The organism is Puia sp. P3, assembly GCF_050632245.1.
Classification (GTDB): Bacteria; Bacteroidota; Bacteroidia; order Chitinophagales; family Chitinophagaceae; genus Puia.
Map to the genome: position 1 here is coordinate 5,765,509 of NZ_CP192583.1, position 16,496 is coordinate 5,782,004.

17 protein-coding genes and 3 pseudogenes are annotated in these 16,496 nt (G+C 51.7%); 6 read left to right on the plus strand and 14 right to left on the minus strand.

The window, feature by feature from the left end:
- The first annotated feature begins 42 nt into the window (after positions 1-42).
- From ACQ86N_RS36370 to ACQ86N_RS36385, 4 genes and pseudogenes are all read left to right on the plus strand, one after another.
- The gene (locus ACQ86N_RS36370; protein WP_431211321.1) at positions 43-243 is read left to right on the plus strand and encodes a Mov34/MPN/PAD-1 family protein; all 201 of its coding nucleotides are present in this window, start codon (positions 43-45) and stop codon (positions 241-243) included.
- Positions 240-326: pseudogene (locus tag ACQ86N_RS36375) on the plus strand (Mov34/MPN/PAD-1 family protein); the annotation flags it as partial. The gene ACQ86N_RS36370 and the pseudogene ACQ86N_RS36375, both read left to right, overlap by 4 nt.
- Positions 327-517: 191 nt before the next feature.
- A pseudogene (moeB, locus tag ACQ86N_RS36380) lies at positions 518-1,892 on the plus strand (molybdopterin-synthase adenylyltransferase MoeB).
- On the plus strand, positions 1,837-1,965 hold the full coding sequence (locus ACQ86N_RS36385; RefSeq protein WP_431211322.1) for a rhodanese-like domain-containing protein: 129 nt from the start codon (positions 1,837-1,839) through the stop codon (positions 1,963-1,965). Before moeB ends, ACQ86N_RS36385 begins: the two are co-directional and overlap by 56 nt.
- A 564-nt stretch (positions 1,966-2,529) precedes the next feature.
- On the opposite strand, the gene ACQ86N_RS36390 is transcribed toward ACQ86N_RS36385, so the two are convergent.
- From ACQ86N_RS36390 to ACQ86N_RS36420, 7 genes and pseudogenes are all read right to left on the minus strand, one after another.
- On the minus strand, positions 2,530-3,219 hold the full coding sequence (locus ACQ86N_RS36390; RefSeq protein WP_431211323.1) for a transketolase C-terminal domain-containing protein: 690 nt from the start codon (positions 3,217-3,219) through the stop codon (positions 2,530-2,532).
- Positions 3,220-3,328: 109 nt separating this feature from the next.
- Positions 3,329-4,597: pseudogene (locus tag ACQ86N_RS36395) on the minus strand (thiamine pyrophosphate-dependent enzyme); the annotation flags it as partial.
- Between the two features lie 20 nt (positions 4,598-4,617).
- The gene (locus ACQ86N_RS36400) at positions 4,618-4,833 is read right to left on the minus strand and encodes a fumarylacetoacetate hydrolase family protein (protein ID WP_431211324.1); all 216 of its coding nucleotides are present in this window, start codon (positions 4,831-4,833) and stop codon (positions 4,618-4,620) included.
- On the minus strand, positions 4,799-5,230 hold the full coding sequence (locus ACQ86N_RS36405; RefSeq protein WP_431211325.1) for a fumarylacetoacetate hydrolase family protein: 432 nt from the start codon (positions 5,228-5,230) through the stop codon (positions 4,799-4,801). Before ACQ86N_RS36405 ends, ACQ86N_RS36400 begins: the two co-directional genes overlap by 35 nt.
- Positions 5,231-5,524: 294 nt before the next feature.
- Positions 5,525-6,103, minus strand: coding sequence for an aminoacyl-tRNA hydrolase (gene pth, locus ACQ86N_RS36410; protein WP_431211326.1), 579 nt, complete (start codon positions 6,101-6,103; stop codon positions 5,525-5,527).
- A gap of 163 nt (positions 6,104-6,266) precedes the next feature.
- The gene (locus ACQ86N_RS36415) at positions 6,267-6,911 is read right to left on the minus strand and encodes a 50S ribosomal protein L25 (RefSeq protein ID WP_431211327.1); all 645 of its coding nucleotides are present in this window, start codon (positions 6,909-6,911) and stop codon (positions 6,267-6,269) included.
- 99 nt (positions 6,912-7,010) lie between these two features.
- Positions 7,011-7,961 carry a ribose-phosphate pyrophosphokinase gene (locus tag ACQ86N_RS36420; protein ID WP_431211328.1) on the minus strand — a complete coding sequence of 317 codons (951 nt, stop codon included), beginning with the start codon at positions 7,959-7,961 and terminating at the stop codon, positions 7,011-7,013.
- Between the two features lie 139 nt (positions 7,962-8,100).
- Between ACQ86N_RS36420 and ACQ86N_RS36425 the strand changes: the two genes are divergently transcribed.
- Positions 8,101-8,445: a hypothetical protein gene (locus ACQ86N_RS36425; RefSeq protein WP_431211329.1), complete on the plus strand. Its 345-nt coding sequence runs from the start codon at positions 8,101-8,103 to the stop codon at positions 8,443-8,445.
- Positions 8,446-8,593: 148 nt separating this feature from the next.
- Positions 8,594-9,184 (plus strand): RadC family protein, encoded by a 591-nt coding sequence (radC, locus tag ACQ86N_RS36430; protein ID WP_431217731.1) that lies wholly within the window; start codon positions 8,594-8,596, stop codon positions 9,182-9,184.
- A gap of 114 nt (positions 9,185-9,298) precedes the next feature.
- Here radC and ACQ86N_RS36435 read toward each other — a convergent pair whose 3' ends face one another.
- From ACQ86N_RS36435 to ACQ86N_RS36465, 7 genes are all read right to left on the minus strand, one after another.
- Positions 9,299-9,628, minus strand: a complete 330-nt coding sequence (locus ACQ86N_RS36435) for a DUF3467 domain-containing protein (RefSeq protein WP_431211330.1) — start codon at positions 9,626-9,628, stop codon at positions 9,299-9,301.
- A gap of 194 nt (positions 9,629-9,822) precedes the next feature.
- Complete coding sequence (locus ACQ86N_RS36440) at positions 9,823-10,302, minus strand: lipid-binding protein (protein ID WP_431211331.1); 480 nt, start codon at positions 10,300-10,302, stop codon at positions 9,823-9,825.
- Positions 10,303-10,328: 26 nt separating this feature from the next.
- On the minus strand, positions 10,329-10,727 hold the full coding sequence (locus tag ACQ86N_RS36445; protein WP_431218033.1) for a hypothetical protein: 399 nt from the start codon (positions 10,725-10,727) through the stop codon (positions 10,329-10,331).
- Positions 10,672-11,844, minus strand: coding sequence for a SusD/RagB family nutrient-binding outer membrane lipoprotein (locus ACQ86N_RS36450; RefSeq protein WP_431211332.1), 1,173 nt, complete (start codon positions 11,842-11,844; stop codon positions 10,672-10,674). The genes ACQ86N_RS36445 and ACQ86N_RS36450 overlap by 56 nt, the downstream gene beginning before the upstream one ends.
- 19 nt (positions 11,845-11,863) lie before the next feature.
- Positions 11,864-15,109: a SusC/RagA family TonB-linked outer membrane protein gene (locus tag ACQ86N_RS36455; protein WP_431211333.1), complete on the minus strand. Its 3,246-nt coding sequence runs from the start codon at positions 15,107-15,109 to the stop codon at positions 11,864-11,866.
- A 293-nt stretch (positions 15,110-15,402) separates the two neighbouring features.
- Complete coding sequence (locus ACQ86N_RS36460; RefSeq protein WP_431211334.1) at positions 15,403-15,891, minus strand: hypothetical protein; 489 nt, start codon at positions 15,889-15,891, stop codon at positions 15,403-15,405.
- A gap of 64 nt (positions 15,892-15,955) precedes the next feature.
- On the minus strand, positions 15,956-16,489 hold the full coding sequence (locus tag ACQ86N_RS36465) for a carboxypeptidase-like regulatory domain-containing protein (RefSeq protein WP_431211335.1): 534 nt from the start codon (positions 16,487-16,489) through the stop codon (positions 15,956-15,958).
- Between the last annotated feature and the right edge of the window lie 7 nt (positions 16,490-16,496).

Here is a 16,496-nt window from a genome sequence, read left to right on the forward strand (position 1 = left end):
CAACGCAGACAAATACAGTGAAATAATAAAAAAGATACTATCATGATCATAATCGATTCCCGGGTCAGACAGCTACTGGTAGAAGACGCACTCAACACCTTCCCCGACGAATGCTGTGGCTTCCTGTTCGGACGGGAAGAGACAGAACGGCACACGCCTGATCCTCGACATCCTCGTTGTCGACAACTCCAAAGCAGGAGACAAGACCAGAGCGCTTCGAAATATCCCCGCTCGACTACATGACCGCGGAACAACACGCACTGGACCACAACTGGACCCTTCTCGGAATTTATCACTCGCACCCCAAACACCCGGCAATCCCGTCCGAACACGACCGGAAAGCCGCCCAACCCTTCTTCTCATACGTGATCATCTCCGTACTCGAAGGAGGCGCCGAGGGAAGATCCCTCAGCCCGGCCGGTTACACAATTAATTTGCGAAGCTGGCTGCTTAACGAAGAAGAACAATTCGAAGAAAGAACAAATAATAGAACATCAACTAATATAAACACTCAAACATGGCAACAGTCATTATTCCCACTCCGCTACGGAAATTTACCAATAACACTGCCCGGCTGCAGGTCAGCGCGGGCACGATCAAAGACACAGTACAGGAACTCACCGTCAACTTCCCGGACCTTAAGAAACACCTGCTCGACGAAGGCGGCAATATCCGATCGTATGTCAATATCTTCGTCGGCAACGACGACATTCGCGACCTCCAGCAGGAAAAGACTGCGGTAAAAGAAGACGCCGTCATCAGCATCGTACCCGCCATCGCTGGCGGCACTCCCGACACACCGGGCGGCGCCAAAGCCTCCTCCCTTTTCACTAAGGAAGAACTCGCCCGCTACAACCGCCACATCATCATTCCCGGCTTCGGCATGGAAGCCCAGCAACGACTCAAAGCCGCCAAAGTTCTCGTCATCGGCTCGGGCGGCCTCGGCAGCCCCGTTCTCTTATATCTGGCAGCAGCCGGAGTCGGAACCATCGGAATCGTAGACTTCGACGTCGTCGACGACAGCAACCTCCAGCGCCAGGTCCTGTTCGGCGTCGACGAGATCGGCAAACCAAAAGTAGAAGCAGCCAAAAGAAGACTCGAAGCGCTGAACCCCTATATCAAACTGATCCTCCACAACACCCACATCAACTCACAGAACGCACTCGATATCGTAAAAGACTACGACGTCATCGCGGACGGCACAGACAACTTCCCCACCCGCTATCTCGTCAACGACGCCTCCGTTCTCCTTGGAAAACCCAACGTATACGCCTCGATCTTCCAGTTCGAAGGTCAGGTGTCCGTATTCAACTATCGCGACGCGCAGGGCCGGCTGGGTCCGAATTACCGCGACCTCTACCCCACACCCCGCCCCCGGACTGGTTCCGAGCTGCGCCGAAGGCGGCGTGCTGGGCGTGCTGCCGGGCATCATCGGTAGCCTCCGGGCCCTGGAAGTCATCAAGGTCATCACCGGTGTAGGTGACACACTCTCTGGTCGTTTCTATATCTTCGACGCCCTCAACTTCGAAAGCAGGACCTTCACCATCCGGTCACGAGAAGACAACCCTCTCACAGGCAAGAACCCCACCATCACCGGCCTTATCGACTACGAACAATTCTGCGGCATGCGCGCCGTCGAGGAAAAACCGCTGAAAGAGATCACCGCAAAAGAACTCTACGACCTTCAGGTAAAAGGAGAACCCTTCCAGTTGATCGACGTCCGCGAGCCCCACGAATACGACATCGTCAACATCGGCGCAGAACTCATACCGCTGGCAACCGTAGCCGACAACAACGAACGTTTTGACAGAGACAAAAGTGGTCGTACACTGCAAGATGGGCGGCCGCAGCGCAAAAGCCATCCGCGAACTGGAAGAGAAGTTCGGTTTTAATAATCTTTACAACCTGAAAGGTGGGATACTCGCATACATCGACGAAGTTCAACCCGAGCTGACAAAATACTAACAACTATCGGCCGCGCTACCCGCGTCCCGTGGTCCGCAACAGCCCGCATCCCGCTGGTCACAACAACCCGCGTCCGGACCCTAACACCCGTGTCCACCAACCAGACGTCTACCGGCCGTGAAATACCAGCAAAATGGCCACGATGGCCAGAAAGGAAAATATCGCGAGACGCTGCTGCATAGTTCTTTTTTTATTACTCCCTGATGCCCTGGCAACCACTGAGTCAAAGGATTAAACAACCACCTGCCAATCCTCCAAATCACGTTCGCAACCAGGGCATCAGGGATTTTTTTCGCGGAAAACCATGCTCCGCTTTAACAACATAAAGATACCAGCGCCTTTCTTCATCTCCAAATAAATAGTCCACTATTTTTGTAGACTTTTAAAATATTTTTTCACCCCTCCCCCGGCAAAGGCGACGATTCTCCCTTTCCCTCCGTGAGGGCCACGATCCATCCGAGTCCGGGACAAACTATCCCACCCACGGCCGCAAAACCCGGGCAAAACCCGCGGTCGCAAAACCCGCGGCTACATCCCGAGGCCCCGGCCAAACCCAATAAAATCTTAGTAATTCAACAATCTCCCCAACACCCCCTTCACCTTCTCAGGCGTCGGCAACATCTCCGCCTCCAGCCCCGAATTCATCGGCACCGCGGGAAGATTCATAGCCCCCAACACCTCCACCGGAGAATCGAGCGCAGTAAAACAGTTTCTCGTAATGCGCCAGGCAAGCGCCTCCGCAAATGAATTATTCTGCTGTTCCTCGGTCAGCACCAGACATTTCCCGTGCTGCCGGACAGTCGTATAGACGAGCTGCTCATCCAACGGATACAGCGTCCGCAGATCGATCACAGCCACCCTCCCGGGATAGGCGGCGGCCGCAGCCTTCGCCCAGTATACACCCATTCCATAAGTGATAACGCAACAGCTGTCCCCCTCTTCCATCATATCCTCGTCCGCCTCCAGCACACACGCCCCCTTTCCGAATGGCAGCACGTAGTCGCTGGCCGGCTCAATCGTCTTCGCCTCTTCCGTCCCCGGCACCTTGCTCCAATATAACCCCTTATGCTCCAGCATGACCACCGGATTGGGGTCGAGAAAAGCAGCCTTCATCAGACCTTTCATATCGGCAGCATTGGAAGGATAGGCGATCTTTATTCCTTTTACCGACAGCAGGGTGGTCTCGATACTGCCGCTGTGATAAGGCCCTCCTCCGCCATAAGCCCCTATCGGAATACGGATCACCGCCTGCACCGGCCAGCTTCCCCATGCTGAGATAACAAGACTTGGATATTTCCGTGACCAGCTGATTGAATCCCGGATAAATATAATCTGCAAATTGCACCTCCACGATCGGCCTCGCCCCCACCGCGCTCATCCCCACCGTGGAACCGATAATATAGGCTTCCTGTATTGCCGTATTGAATACCCGATGATCCCCGAATTGCTCACCCAGCGTCGCCGCCTCGCGAAACACGCCACCCAGTCTGCGACCCACATCCTGACCATACAACAACGCCTCCGGAAATTCTTCCATGATCTCCCGGATAGCAAAAAGGGCCGCGTCGACCATGATCACTTTCTCCCCTCCCACAGGCTGGCGTTCTCCCTTCTCTTCCACTACGGGACTAGGCGCAAATACATGCTCCCCAACCACCGAAGGATCAGGCTCCGGGGCAGCCACCGCCAACCCGAACTGCCGCGCAACCTCCGCCCCCGCCTCTGATTCTATCTCCCTCAGCGCCTCCTCTTCCACTCCCAGCGCGACCAGCCGGGCCCTCAGCCTCGGACGCGGGTCCAGCGCCGAATGTTCTTCAAGGTCCTTTGCGTCCCGGTAGAACTCCCGGCGAACGCCGCTAGTATGATGCCCGAGAAGAGGCACTTTCGCCTGCACCAGCCAGGGCCTGCGCCCTTTCCGGACCTCTCCGATCACATGCCCCATACATTCATAACTCTTGAGAAAATCGCTGCCGTCCAGCCGCAGCCGCTCCAATCCCCTGAAACCCGCCGCATACTCGAAAGCATCCATCGCCCTCGACTCCTCCGACCTCACGCTGATGCCCCAGTCATTGTCCTGAACCAGATAGACGATCGGCAGTTGCTTCAGCACGGCAAACTGCAGCGCCTCACTGACCTCACCCTCCGTGACGCTGGCATCACCCAACGAACAAACTACTACGGGCAACTCTCCCTCCGGTCCCCGCCGCAGCAGCGACGACCCGATCGACTCCAGATACTGGATTCCCTGAGCCAGCCCCGTCGCGGGAATAACCTGCATTCCCGTTGCACTGCTCTGATGGATCATCTGGGGCCTGTCAGCCCCCCGGTAATTGGGATGCGAATAATATTCACGACCGCCGGTAAAAGGATCATCTCCCTTCGCCAGCAGCTGCAACATCAGTTGATAAGGCTCCCAGCCCATGCCAAGCAAAAGGCTTTCGTCTCTGTAATATGGGCTTACCCAGTCGAAGGATTGTAAATGAAAAGCGGTCGCCAGTTGGATGGCTTCGTGTCCCCGCGAAGTAGAATGGACGTATTTGCAGACGGGACGATTGCTTTCATAGGTGACGGCCATCTCACTGGCCATACACATCAGCCGGTAGGCTTTTAAAAGAATGTCGACGGTGATCATCAGACCGCCCGGAGGCAATTTTATTTTATTTCAACAGTGAACAGACTATCGTCTTCTATAAAACCTTCCAGTTCGTCACCTACCACGCATTCGCCAACACCGGCAGGGGTACCCGTAAAGACCAGGTCTCCAATATTGACGGAAAAATAATTGGATATATAGGACACGATCTTGTCAAAATTGTTGATCATCAGGTTGGAATTACCCTGCTGCACCAATTCCTTGTTCTTGTACATACAGAAATTGATGTCCTTCTTGTTCTTGACGTTCTGCAAAGGGATCCAGCTTCCCGATAGCCGCCGAGTTATCCCAGGCCTTGGCCTTCTCCCAGGGAAGCCCCTTCTCCTTCAGTTCGTTCTGTATGTCACGCGCAGTAAAATCTACACCGACAGTGACGGCATCATAGTATTTGCTGGCAAATCGCTCCTGGATATATTTACCGTTCTTGGATATACGAAGCACCAGTTCGCACTCGTAATGCAACTCGTTGGTGAACTCGGGATAATAGAACGGTGTATGGGCTTGCAACAAAGCGCTCTTAGGCTTCATAAATATGATCGGCTCGTCCGGAACGTCGTTATTTAACTCCTTGGCATGAGCCACATAGTTACGGCCAACACAGAATATTTTCATATTCAATCAGGGTTTTTATATGTGGGAGATACACTACCAATGAAATAGCTCATCTCTCACAACAAGTTAATATCTGCAGAACTTCTGCTCGCACCTCTGGTGCGACCCTCGTTCGCGGGTTTCGTTCCTCACCCGTGAACAAGCCACCTGTGGTGGCTTAGGAAAATTCTTAATCCTAGTTTTCATCTGGCCTGAAGAGACCCGGGTACTACATAGGCATATTGAATATCAAAATACTTACTCATTAAGGATGAATGCAATATTTATGCGAAAATAAAGATTCCCCTTTACAAATCATAGTTCGAACTCCAAATTATTGTACTGGCTCATCGTCCGCTCAATCCCAATGGTGACGTAGCTTTCGATGATTTCCACCGACTTCCCGATCTTCTGCTGGACGACAGGCATCTCTTCGGCGGTCCACCGTCCCAGGACAAAATTCACCTGTCGGCCCTTGGGGAAATTGTTTCCAATACCAAATCTCAACTTGGGGTAAGCATTCGTGCCCAGACTTTCCTGGATACTTCGAAGGCCATTGTGACCGGCATCACTGCCTCCGGGCCTCAGCCTGAGTCTGGTCAGGGGTAAAGCCAGATCGTCCAGCACCACCAGAATATGGTCGAGGGCGATCTTCTCCCTGTCCATCCAGTACTTCACCGCCCGGCCGCTCTCGTTCATATAGGTCGTAGGTTTGATACAGACCAATATCTGTCCATGCCACTTTATTTCCACCATCTCGGCTAACCGCTCTACACTAAACCGGCCTTCCTTACCCGCCACCAGCGAATCCAGCACATCAAAACCAATATTGTGCCGGGTGCCGGCGTAATCAGCTCCGATATTCCCAAGGCCGGCTATCAGGTACTTTCCCATATTACAGATGAACGCTCTTCGATCCCCTCGCCGGCCATCAGCCCCGGAATCCCGGTGGCAGCATCAGACCCGCAACAGCCACGGCAGGCAGCCTCAAAAGGGGCATTAAAAATAAACAAAAAACCCGGTTAATGTTTAACCGGGTTCCTACTATTAAATTAATTTATTTTTTGGCTGGTGCCGCCTTCGCAGCAGCTGGAGCAGCGGCCGCAGCAGGTTTACCACCCGCCGCAGGCGCGGCTGAAGCGGCTTCTTCCTGTTTCAGCTGACGCGTCAGTACGACAGATGCGATAGGAATACGGGGAGAGTTCAATATCTCGTAATTCTCAGCCTTCACGTCCTCAACCCGCAGGTTGCCATTCAGGTCCAGGTTGGTCAGATCAACCTCGATGTTTTCCTTCAGATATTTGGGATAGGTCTTTATCTTCAGCGCCTTCATCTTCGTGATCAGCTTACCGCCGTCTTTCACACCCTTGGAAGTCCCCGTGAACTTCAAAGGAATAGTTGCCGTGATTGGCCGGTCCTCGACCAGCTCGAGAAAATCAACATGGATCAGCTCATCCGTTACCTTATCAAACTGCAGGTCCTTCAGGATGCATTTGTAAGTCTTTCCCTCTACTTTGACTTCCGCTAACTGGAAATCAGGCGTATACACCAGTGTTTTGAACGACGCAGTCGGAGCCGAAAAATTCACCTCCTTTGCACCCCCATAAATTACACCGGGCACTTTCTCCTCAGAGCGAAGTTGGCGGGTGGCTTGTTTGCCCATTTCGGTCCTGAGTTGTCCTTCGATGGTAATTGTTTTCATTGTATGCTTGTTTAAAAATTAACTCATTTATTCCTCATTCCTGTGCGGCGGTCCCGCTAATACCTCATCCCTGCACAGCGGTTCCGCTTCCCCCATGACTCATTTGTTCCTCAGCTGCGAGTGGATGAACAAACCCGTGATGCTCCTGTTCTCGTGCGCATTCCTGATCGCCACCGCGAACAATTCCGCCACACTCAACACCTTGATCTTCGAACTCGGACGCTTCAGCGGGATCGTATCACATACTACCAGCTCCTCCAATACACTGTTCTCGATATTCTCATACGCCTTTCCGGACAACACCGGGTGCGTACACAACGCCCTCACACTCTTCGCTCCCTTCTCCTTCAATAACCCGGCAGCCTTGGCCAGCGTTCCCCCCGTATCACATATATCATCGATCAGCACAATATCCTTATCCGTCACATCCCCGATAACCACCATGCTCGCAATCTCATTTGCCCTCTTCCTGTGCTTATCGCAGATCACCATCTCCGCATTGAAATAGCTCGCAATCTCCCGGATACGATTGGCGCTACCCACGTCAGGGGCCGCAAAGGTAAGATTTTCCACCTTAAGTTGCTCAATATAGGGTATAAAAATAGCCGAGCTGTCCAGGTGATCCACAGGAATGTCAAAATACCCCTGTATCTGGGGAGCATGCAGGTCCATGGTAATGACCCTATCCGCCCCCGCCGAAACTAACATATTGGCTATCAACTTACTACCTATAGCCACCCGGGGCTTGTCCTTCCTGTCCTGCCGCGCATACCCGTAGTACGGAAGCACCGCCACCACCTTATAGGCGGACGCCCGGCGCGCAGCGTCGATCATTAGCAACAGCTCCAGCAGATTCTCGGCCGGCGCACACGTGCTCTGAACCAGAAAAACCATATCCCCGCGAATACTCTCGTTATAGATGGGCTGTATCTCCCCGTCGCTGAAATGCTGGATCGTGATCTTCCCCGTGGGAATACCAAATTGTTGGGCTATTTTTTCGGCAAGGTACTGTGACCCCGTACCGGAAAAAATCTTAGCTTGATGCTGCATAATGTGGATGGTAAAATATGGGGCGAAGATACAGGTATGCACGCAATTGTAAAAGCGTAAAAATCTGCTATCGAACGCGGCATTCACATCTTCAGCCGAACACAAAAAGGCCAGACCCGGCAATCACCGGGACCAGCCTTTGAATAATGTTTATGAACGCTCTTATCAATGCCCGACAGACGCCAGCTGGAGGCCGGGCCGAGCTAATAATAGCCGTTTTCTCGGCAGCTTTAGCCGCAGACTTCGCATTGAAGGCATAGAAAATGGAGGAACAGACAAAAATGGAGAAAAACAAAGCGACTACATACATGCCGATACAAAAAAGGAAAGGCTGCCAGCCGCCGATCGCGTTGAAAGTTCTTCGATTCATTGGATTTTAACTTTAGTTTTCAAAGGTTACGGTTGTGATCAACCGCGGGTTTCAAATCGTATAACGGCCGGAACGATTGCTTATTTCATTTCGTCGTTATCAATCACAAAATAATCATAAATATTGAACGATGCAAGCGAAGAGAACCACAAAGAAAAAAAGACCGGAATTACTCAATGGGCCGTTACCGACCGCCCCAGAGAGAAATTAATGCTCAAAGAGCCCCCGGAACCTCTCCGATGCCGAACTCCTCGGCATCCTCATCCGCACCGGCAGACGCGACAAGAGCGCCGTCGAGATCGGCAGGGAATTACTGCGCCTCAACAGGAACGACCTAAACGAGCTGGGTAAACGCACCGTCCGCGAACTAATGAAAATCAAGGGAATAGGCCTCGCCAAGGCCGTTACCATCGCCGCATCCCTCGAACTCGGGCGCCGCAGACAATCCGCCGCCGCCCTCAAAAAACCCGTCGTCAAAGACAGCAGGACCGCCGCTGCCTACCTCGGCCCCCTCCTCGAAGACTACAACTACGAAGTATTCGTAGTTCTCTACCTCAACCAGGCCGGCCGTATCAAACAGGAGGACATCGAGATCCTCAGCCAGGGTGGCATCAGCTCGACCGTCGTCGATCCCCGGATCATCTTCAAGAATGCCCTCGAACTCGGCGCTTCCAGCCTCATCGTCTGCCACAACCACCCTTCCGGCAGCCTCCAGCCCAGTCAGGCCGACAAAAACCTGACAACCAAACTCCACAACGGCGCAAAGCTGCTGGACATCAAATTACTGGACCATATCATCGTAGGCGGCAAGACCTATTTCAGTTTCGCCGACTCCGGCCTCCTGCAAACCTGACCACCCACCGAGCGCGGCGGCAACCCGACCACCCGCCAGGCCGCAACCCGGCACCCCCGTCGACCACCGGCGTCAATCCCGACCCGGGCACCCCGATCCCCCGGGGCATCAACCTCACAAGCTCCCGGCACCTAAGCCTGCGCCGAAGGCCCCAAAATTCATCGGCAACTGCGCCTCCTCCAGGTCCTGGATCTTCCCATTGGCCGCCTCAAACCGAACTATATTCTCCGTCAACGCCTTCATAAACCGCTTCGCATGCTGCGGCGTCAGAATAAGCCTCGACTTCACCTTACTCTTCGGCGTCCCCGGCATCACATTCACAAAATCCATCACAAACTCCGCATGCGAATGCGTAATGATCACCAGATTGGCGTACTGCCCCTCGGCAACCTCCTCGGATATCTCGATATTCAGCTGATTGCTGGCTTGCTGTTGCTCTGTCATTGAACGATTTTGGACAAAGATAAGCAGCCCCTCAGGCCCGACATCACTCCTCCAATAAAAATCCCCTCCCTGGGCCACCGTCCACCGACCCTCCTCATCCCGACACCGTCCAACCTCCTCAATAAAACGACCCTAAAAAGAACGGGGCCCCAAACAAGAGCCCCATTCCAATCGTCCAGATCAAATATTATCAATCAATACCAGTTATCCTCGGGATCAAATCCAGTATGCGATACCCCCGAAACAGTATACGTCGTACCCGGATCCTCCGGCATAGTGATCTTGAAATAAATGCTGTCCGCTACATTTCCAGCCTTTGAATGCCCGGCCTTGGGGATGATCTTTCCGTCCGTAACCGTCGCCGTCGTACCGTAGTCATTCGTCAGATTGCTACCGGAGAACGTCAGCGCATTGAAATCGATCTTCACCTTTACTTTGTAAGGAAAATTATCATAACCCTGGTCGTCAAGCCAGAGACTGTCTGTCTGATCGACCACATTATAAGTAACGATGGGAATATGTGCCTGTCCGGTCGTATCGCCATTCGGCGCGGTGATCACCCACCAGGAATTAGCCGCTTTTACCGCGTTGGTTGCACCAACCTCATACTTTTTGCAGCTAACGGAAAAAGCCAACGTGATTGCTATTAGCGTTATATATTTTATTTTAGACATTTGCTGTTGTTTTCGTACTTAAGAAATTATTTTCCCCACCATACAGGTACATAGATCGGAACCACCTGCTGAGGCGCACTGTTGTTGCGGGAAGTTTCGTTGTACGGATATGGAAACCGCTTCGGCATCTGCGCCAGAGGCTTGCTGAGAATAGAAGTCTTCGAGATCACAAATTGTCCGGGAATATAGCCGGCAGCACTCGAATAGATGGTGCTCGTTTTCGGGAAATCCGTGCGGTTCTTTAAGAACCATCCTTCAGCCTGGTGACAACCATAGGCAAAGCTCGCCCATTCCTGACGCCAGATTTGCTGCTTTGCGGTCAGGGCTACCATATTTCCGGTGCCGTCATCTTCCTTTTCATGTCCCCATTCATAAACACCGCCGGGAGCAATATAAGGAGACGCATCCAGTGTTAAGGTTCGCAAATGCTGCTGTAACACCACTCTCATACAACGACTGTGAATTACCCGCAACTCCAAATTGCTCTACAGCTTCCGCCTGCATGAAATAAGATTCAGCAGCCGAGATCAGCTCCACCGGATCGGTCGGGCTCTGTACAAATACATTGCTGACAGCGCCCGCAGAAGTATTGCCATAGTCGCCCTGATCCTGGGCCAACGGATGATAAACACTGAAAAACGCCTTCGCCCGCAACGTATCATTATTAGCTGCCATCCAACTCGTAAAGGTCTTGCTGGCCCTGAGATTCGAAGTAGTATTCAGCGTACGCTGGTTGTATTCGAAGAACGGATTGTCCTGCGAAGGATTGTCTTTGAAATTGGTTACTGCAGCATCCGAGGTCAAAAATTTTGCGCCGCTGGTGTACATGGCCTGTATGCCAGCCTGAGCAACATCCGCATGCTTGTTGATCATCCGCAGGTATAGTTTCAGTTTCAGCGTATTCGCAAACTGTTTCCACAAGTCCATATCGCCGCCAAATACGAGGTCCTCCCCGCCGGGGATCGTATTGGTCTCAGCCGTAAAGTCCTTGCCCAGCGCAGAATCGATACTCTTGATAACAGAAGTATATACCGAATATCCGTCGTCGAATTTCGGATTCAGGTTGCCCGTCCCTGACAGCGCCTGGCTATAGGGGATAGAATCATACAGGTCTACAAGAAAGGCCGCCGTATAACCTTTCATGACAGTGGCAACAAGATAGTAATTCCAGTCACTGGCTGCTTTAGCCTTGTCCTGGACGAACTGATAATTCTTTAAACCGAGCGTATACAGATCGGTGAACACGTCGTTCGTAAAGAAATCCGAGTTCGTCATATTATACGCATCGACCGTTCTGAACTGACTGGCGAGGGCCGACTGCGTAAAATACTGGCCCCAAATACCACCCACGATCGCCATATCCCCACCCGTCTTCGCAATTGTGCCGACGACGGCAACTGGGAAAACTATCTTCGCAGTGGCCTGGTCAGGCGACGGGAAGTTCGGATTGTGGTTGATATCCAGTTGCTTTTTACAGCCGGACAGCACCCCTGCAGCGGCTACTAAAGAAAATATCGTCTTTATAAAGAATGTTCGTTTCATTTTTGAATCTTTTTTGTGATTAGAACGCCAGTTTCAGGACAAATCCATAGCTCTTCGACAACGGCGCTGTCCCGAACTCACCCAGCAGGCCCGTAAGGTCGTTGCCATAGTTCGTAGATTCCGGATCGACATAAATATTTGCCTTCGGAGTCCAGAGCAGGAAGTTACGACCATACACACCGAATGAGCCACTGGACATTCCTATCTTAGACGTGATCCTCGCAGGCAGACTGTAGGACAGGTTGATATCCCGAAGCTTCAGGAACGACCGGTCGAATATCTGATACTTATAGATCTGTGCCTTGTCCGTGGAAGTATACCAATAAGAGTAGTACTGATCGGCCTGCCATCCACCTAAATTACCACCGATATAAGTAGAGTTCGGAGTATACACCGGTTGGTTGGCGGGTCCCGATTTGTTGACCGAATTCGGGATAATGAAGGGTTTGCGATCATTGTAGGTCGTAGCCTTACTGTTACCCACGAACAGGCTCAGGTCGGCTGTATTGCTGTACATAACCCCGCCATAGCGGAAGTCGAGGTTAAAGTTCAGCGACCAATCTTTGTAAGTGAACGTATTGGTCAGACCCATCGTATAGTTGTACAGACCGCTTCCATAATAACCGTTCTGTAAATTGTACTTGTCCAGCGGAGTCGTGTTGACCACCGGCAACCCTGTATTGGCGCTGACCACAATGTGCTTGCCATCGGGAGTCATCTGGGGCACCGGCGCATAGATCGAAGCCACCGACTTTCCGATCACCGCTCGCATTTCCGCATCATAAGCACTGTTGAGAACAGGGTTGGGGCTCGTTCCGGTCAGGCTTAGCACCTTGTTCCAATCCTTTGCAAAAATATAGACGATGTTCCAGTTGAAATCACGGGATACCACAGGCTTCAGGTTCAGTGTAATCTCGATACCCTTGTTGTCGACCTCACCCAGGTTCTGCACATACGCCGTATAGCCGGTAGAAGGCGCGGTGGGCAGAGTAAAGATTTGACCCTTCGTCTTCTTGTCATACAAGGTCAGGTCCAGACCGATCCGGTCCCGGAGGAATCGGGCTTCTGCACCGACTTCTACCTCATCCGTAAATATCGGCTTCAGCTGGTCGTTATAGATCGTATTGGCCAGGCCATAACCACCAACGCCGTTGAAGGGGAAGGTCAGCTGGCCGTCATACAGCAGTACAGTACCCGAACCAAGACGGGAATAAGTCAGGTACGGAGCGGGGTCCGAACCCGTTCTACCATAAGCAGCGCGGAATTTCAGGTAAGAAACCGTATTGTTACCCGAGAAGTTCTGGGAAGCCAGCCAGGATAGGTTGACGCCCGGATAGAAGATGGAATTCTTGTTCTTCGGCAGCGTCGAAGACCAGTCATTTCTAACGTTGCCGGTCAGGAACAGCTGATCCTTATAGGTCAGTGTCGCCTGCGCATATCCCCCGACCCTTTTTTGGTTGAACAGATTGTCAACCGTCTGAGGCGGAGCAGTGCTATTGGACAAATTAAAGAATCCCGGAGCGATCAGGTTGGTTACCGTTGCCGTCTCCGTACGCTGACTGGACTGATAATAGTTCGCACCCACAAGGGCGTCCAGGTTGAAATCATCGCTCAGGTTCTTGTTGAACTTCACGATAAAGTCACCGTTGATCACTCCGAGATAATCCGAACCCTGGAACACCGACCCGACCTCCGGAGTCTTGTTTGCTCCCTCCGTATTCGTCGGATTCACTGTAGCATTCCAGGTGCCAGGCGCCGCCGCATTTGGCTGTTTCCACTCGAACGTCCGCGTATTGGTAAAGTCTCCGCCCAGACGGAACTGAGCAGACAGATAATTGGTGAACTTATAGCTCATGTCCAAATTACCAAAGAAGCGGCTCAGGTTCTGCTTGTTGCCATTCTCGAACAGACCGAAATAGGGGTTATCCGCATAAGGCGTAAAATAATTGTCTACGTTGTAGTACTTATTCTTATAGTCCTTGAACACATTGATCGGAATATCCACGGGGATCTGCAGCAACGACTGGAATACACCGCCGCCGCTGGCATTGCTCTGACCCGTATTCGGAACGTTCAGCCGCTGATCGACATAGTTCATCGAAGAGTTGAGCGTGAAATTGCCGAAATTGCTGTTTGTCCGAAGCGAGAACGTGTTCCTTGCCAGATAGTCCGTCTTCGTAGGAATGATACCGTCGCTACTCACATTGCTGTAGGATAGATAGAACTTGGTAATATCATTACCACCGGAGAGCGAAACACTATTCGTGATCTCGTTCCCGGTCGTGTAGAATCGCTTAAGCGGATTCTTTATCGGGGAGAACGGCTTCTCCTGCTGCACGCCATCGACAACCGAACCCCATTTCCTCATCTTGCCGTCGAGACGCGGACCCCAGCTGCCATTTTCACCCGGCACGAAGTCACCGCCCCAGCCCTGACCGAACTCACTCTGATAGTCCGGCAGCTTGCCTACAAAGCTCCAGTTAGCACCACCGCTGTATTCTACGCGGAGCTTTCCGGCCCGGCCCCTCTTCGTAGTGATCATGATCGCGCCGTTCTTGGCCAATCCACCATAAAGAGAAGAAGCCGCAGTACCCTTCAACACCGTGATGCTTTCGATATCGTTCGGGTTGATATTGTTCATCCCGTTACCATAGTCCGAACCATCAATACCAGTCATGGAATGCTGAAACTGTCCGTCACTTAACGGCACACCGTCGATCACATACAACGGCTGGTTGTTCGCGCCAGTGTTGGAAATATTTCCATAACTTCTCAAAACCACCTTCGTGGATGCGCCGGGACCGCCAGTGGACGAAATGTCCGCACCGGCGATCTTACCCTGCAGACCATCCAGAGCCCCGACTACTGAGTTCCGGTTGATCACAGCGGAGTTAAAGGTCTGAGTCGAATACCCGACCTTCGCCTTGTTCTGCGTCTGACCCAGGGCAGTCACAACCACCTCCGTCATCGCCGCATTCCTTCTTTCGAGCGTAATGTTTAACCTAAGTGATTCTCCGACAGCCACTTCCTTCGCCGACACCCCCGTTCCGGAGATCTCGAGCAGGTCGCCCGTCTTTGCCTTGATCGTGAAATTTCCATCGCCGTCGGCGCTAACGCCTGTTTTGGTTGATTTTACCTTGATTGTTGCGAATGGAACAGGTTGGCCCTTGTCGTCTGTGATTCGTCCGGTTAGAACTTTAGTTTGAGCAAATACCAGTACAGACGACAGTACTAGCACTGCTAACAGTGTCAGAGATTTTCTCATGATGAGAAGCTGTTTAGGTGACTTAATGTTGACTCAGTGATTTGGCGCCCCCTAACTTTATAAAAAGTTAAAAAGCGTCCAATATTAGTTAAATTATTTGACAATTATTTAACTCAAACTGCTGCAAACGCTAAAGAAAACTTAATGGGATATAAATACATCCCCGGCCGATACGTTGAGAATCAGGGAGAAATAAGTGAAAAAATAACCTGCTTACAATTGTTAATAATGTGTTAAAAGGGACTGAGGCTGGTCGTTAAGGAAATCAATTAAATCTTTTAATAATGTCTCATTTATAAGATCATACCGATGTTTTGAAAAAATTCGTCCACCTTATATTTCTCTTCCGGAATGATCTCTTTTATGTATTTCCTCTTCATTTCCAGTCTTCTGGCGCGCAGACCACCCGGCAGTACCAGAAAATATGAGTTATTATCTACATATTCATCATATGGCCGTCCGCTTTCAGTCATTCCGTCAGAATGATAGTCTGACTTCATAAATTTCGTCCGGAGGTCCCGGTATAACGAATACTTCCCCCCAACCGCCGGAACAATAACCAAAAAATACCTCGACGAATCGATCGCCGCTACCCTGTCAAATATCATCAGCGAATCCCCATCCTTTATCGCAAACGCCTTAATGTTCTGATTATCCAGCTCGATGACAGTTGTTAAGTCCCTGGTTGCGTATAACTTCTGCTGGATCTTGTCGAAATTGAACTTCAGCGCCCGGTTGTCTATCAGACTGTCCGCCGCCGTCACCACAACCCCTGGCCCCACCGGTCACCCAGCAGATAGCGGTTCCCCTTCGTGTCCTCCTTAATAGAAAAAGACGGCAACGCCGTCATCCGGTAAAAGTATTGGCCGGGACATTCGTCACATAGGCCTGTGAAGCATCGCGGACGTGCCCGTGCTGCGTAAAATTATAAGGAGTCACCATCGTCTGCCCGCTGTACATGATCTCCTTCTGCATGAACTCATCAAGCACGGCCCCCGCCGAATGCGTTACCATAATATGCATCGGGTCATTCGTAGCAGCCTTCGAATCAACACCGTTGACCACAATTCCCTCCAGCGAAGTCACCCGCGGCCGCAATACAAAAGCAAGCCGGCTGGTAGTATCCTGGATTTTGACCGTATCTCCCTGATATCCAATTGAATTAACGCAAATTACATCACCCGGCTTCACCCTGATCCTGAAATTGCCGAGCGAATCCGCCGAAACCCCCGCCCGGCGCCCCAGCACCTGGACCGAAGCCGCATTTACCGGCTTACCCTGACCATCCCTTACCATACCAGAAAGGCCAAAGATCTTTTGTCCCCGCCCCACAGCAGGCACCAATCCAACCACCAAAAGCAGAAAAATAACATTTTTCATAAAGAAG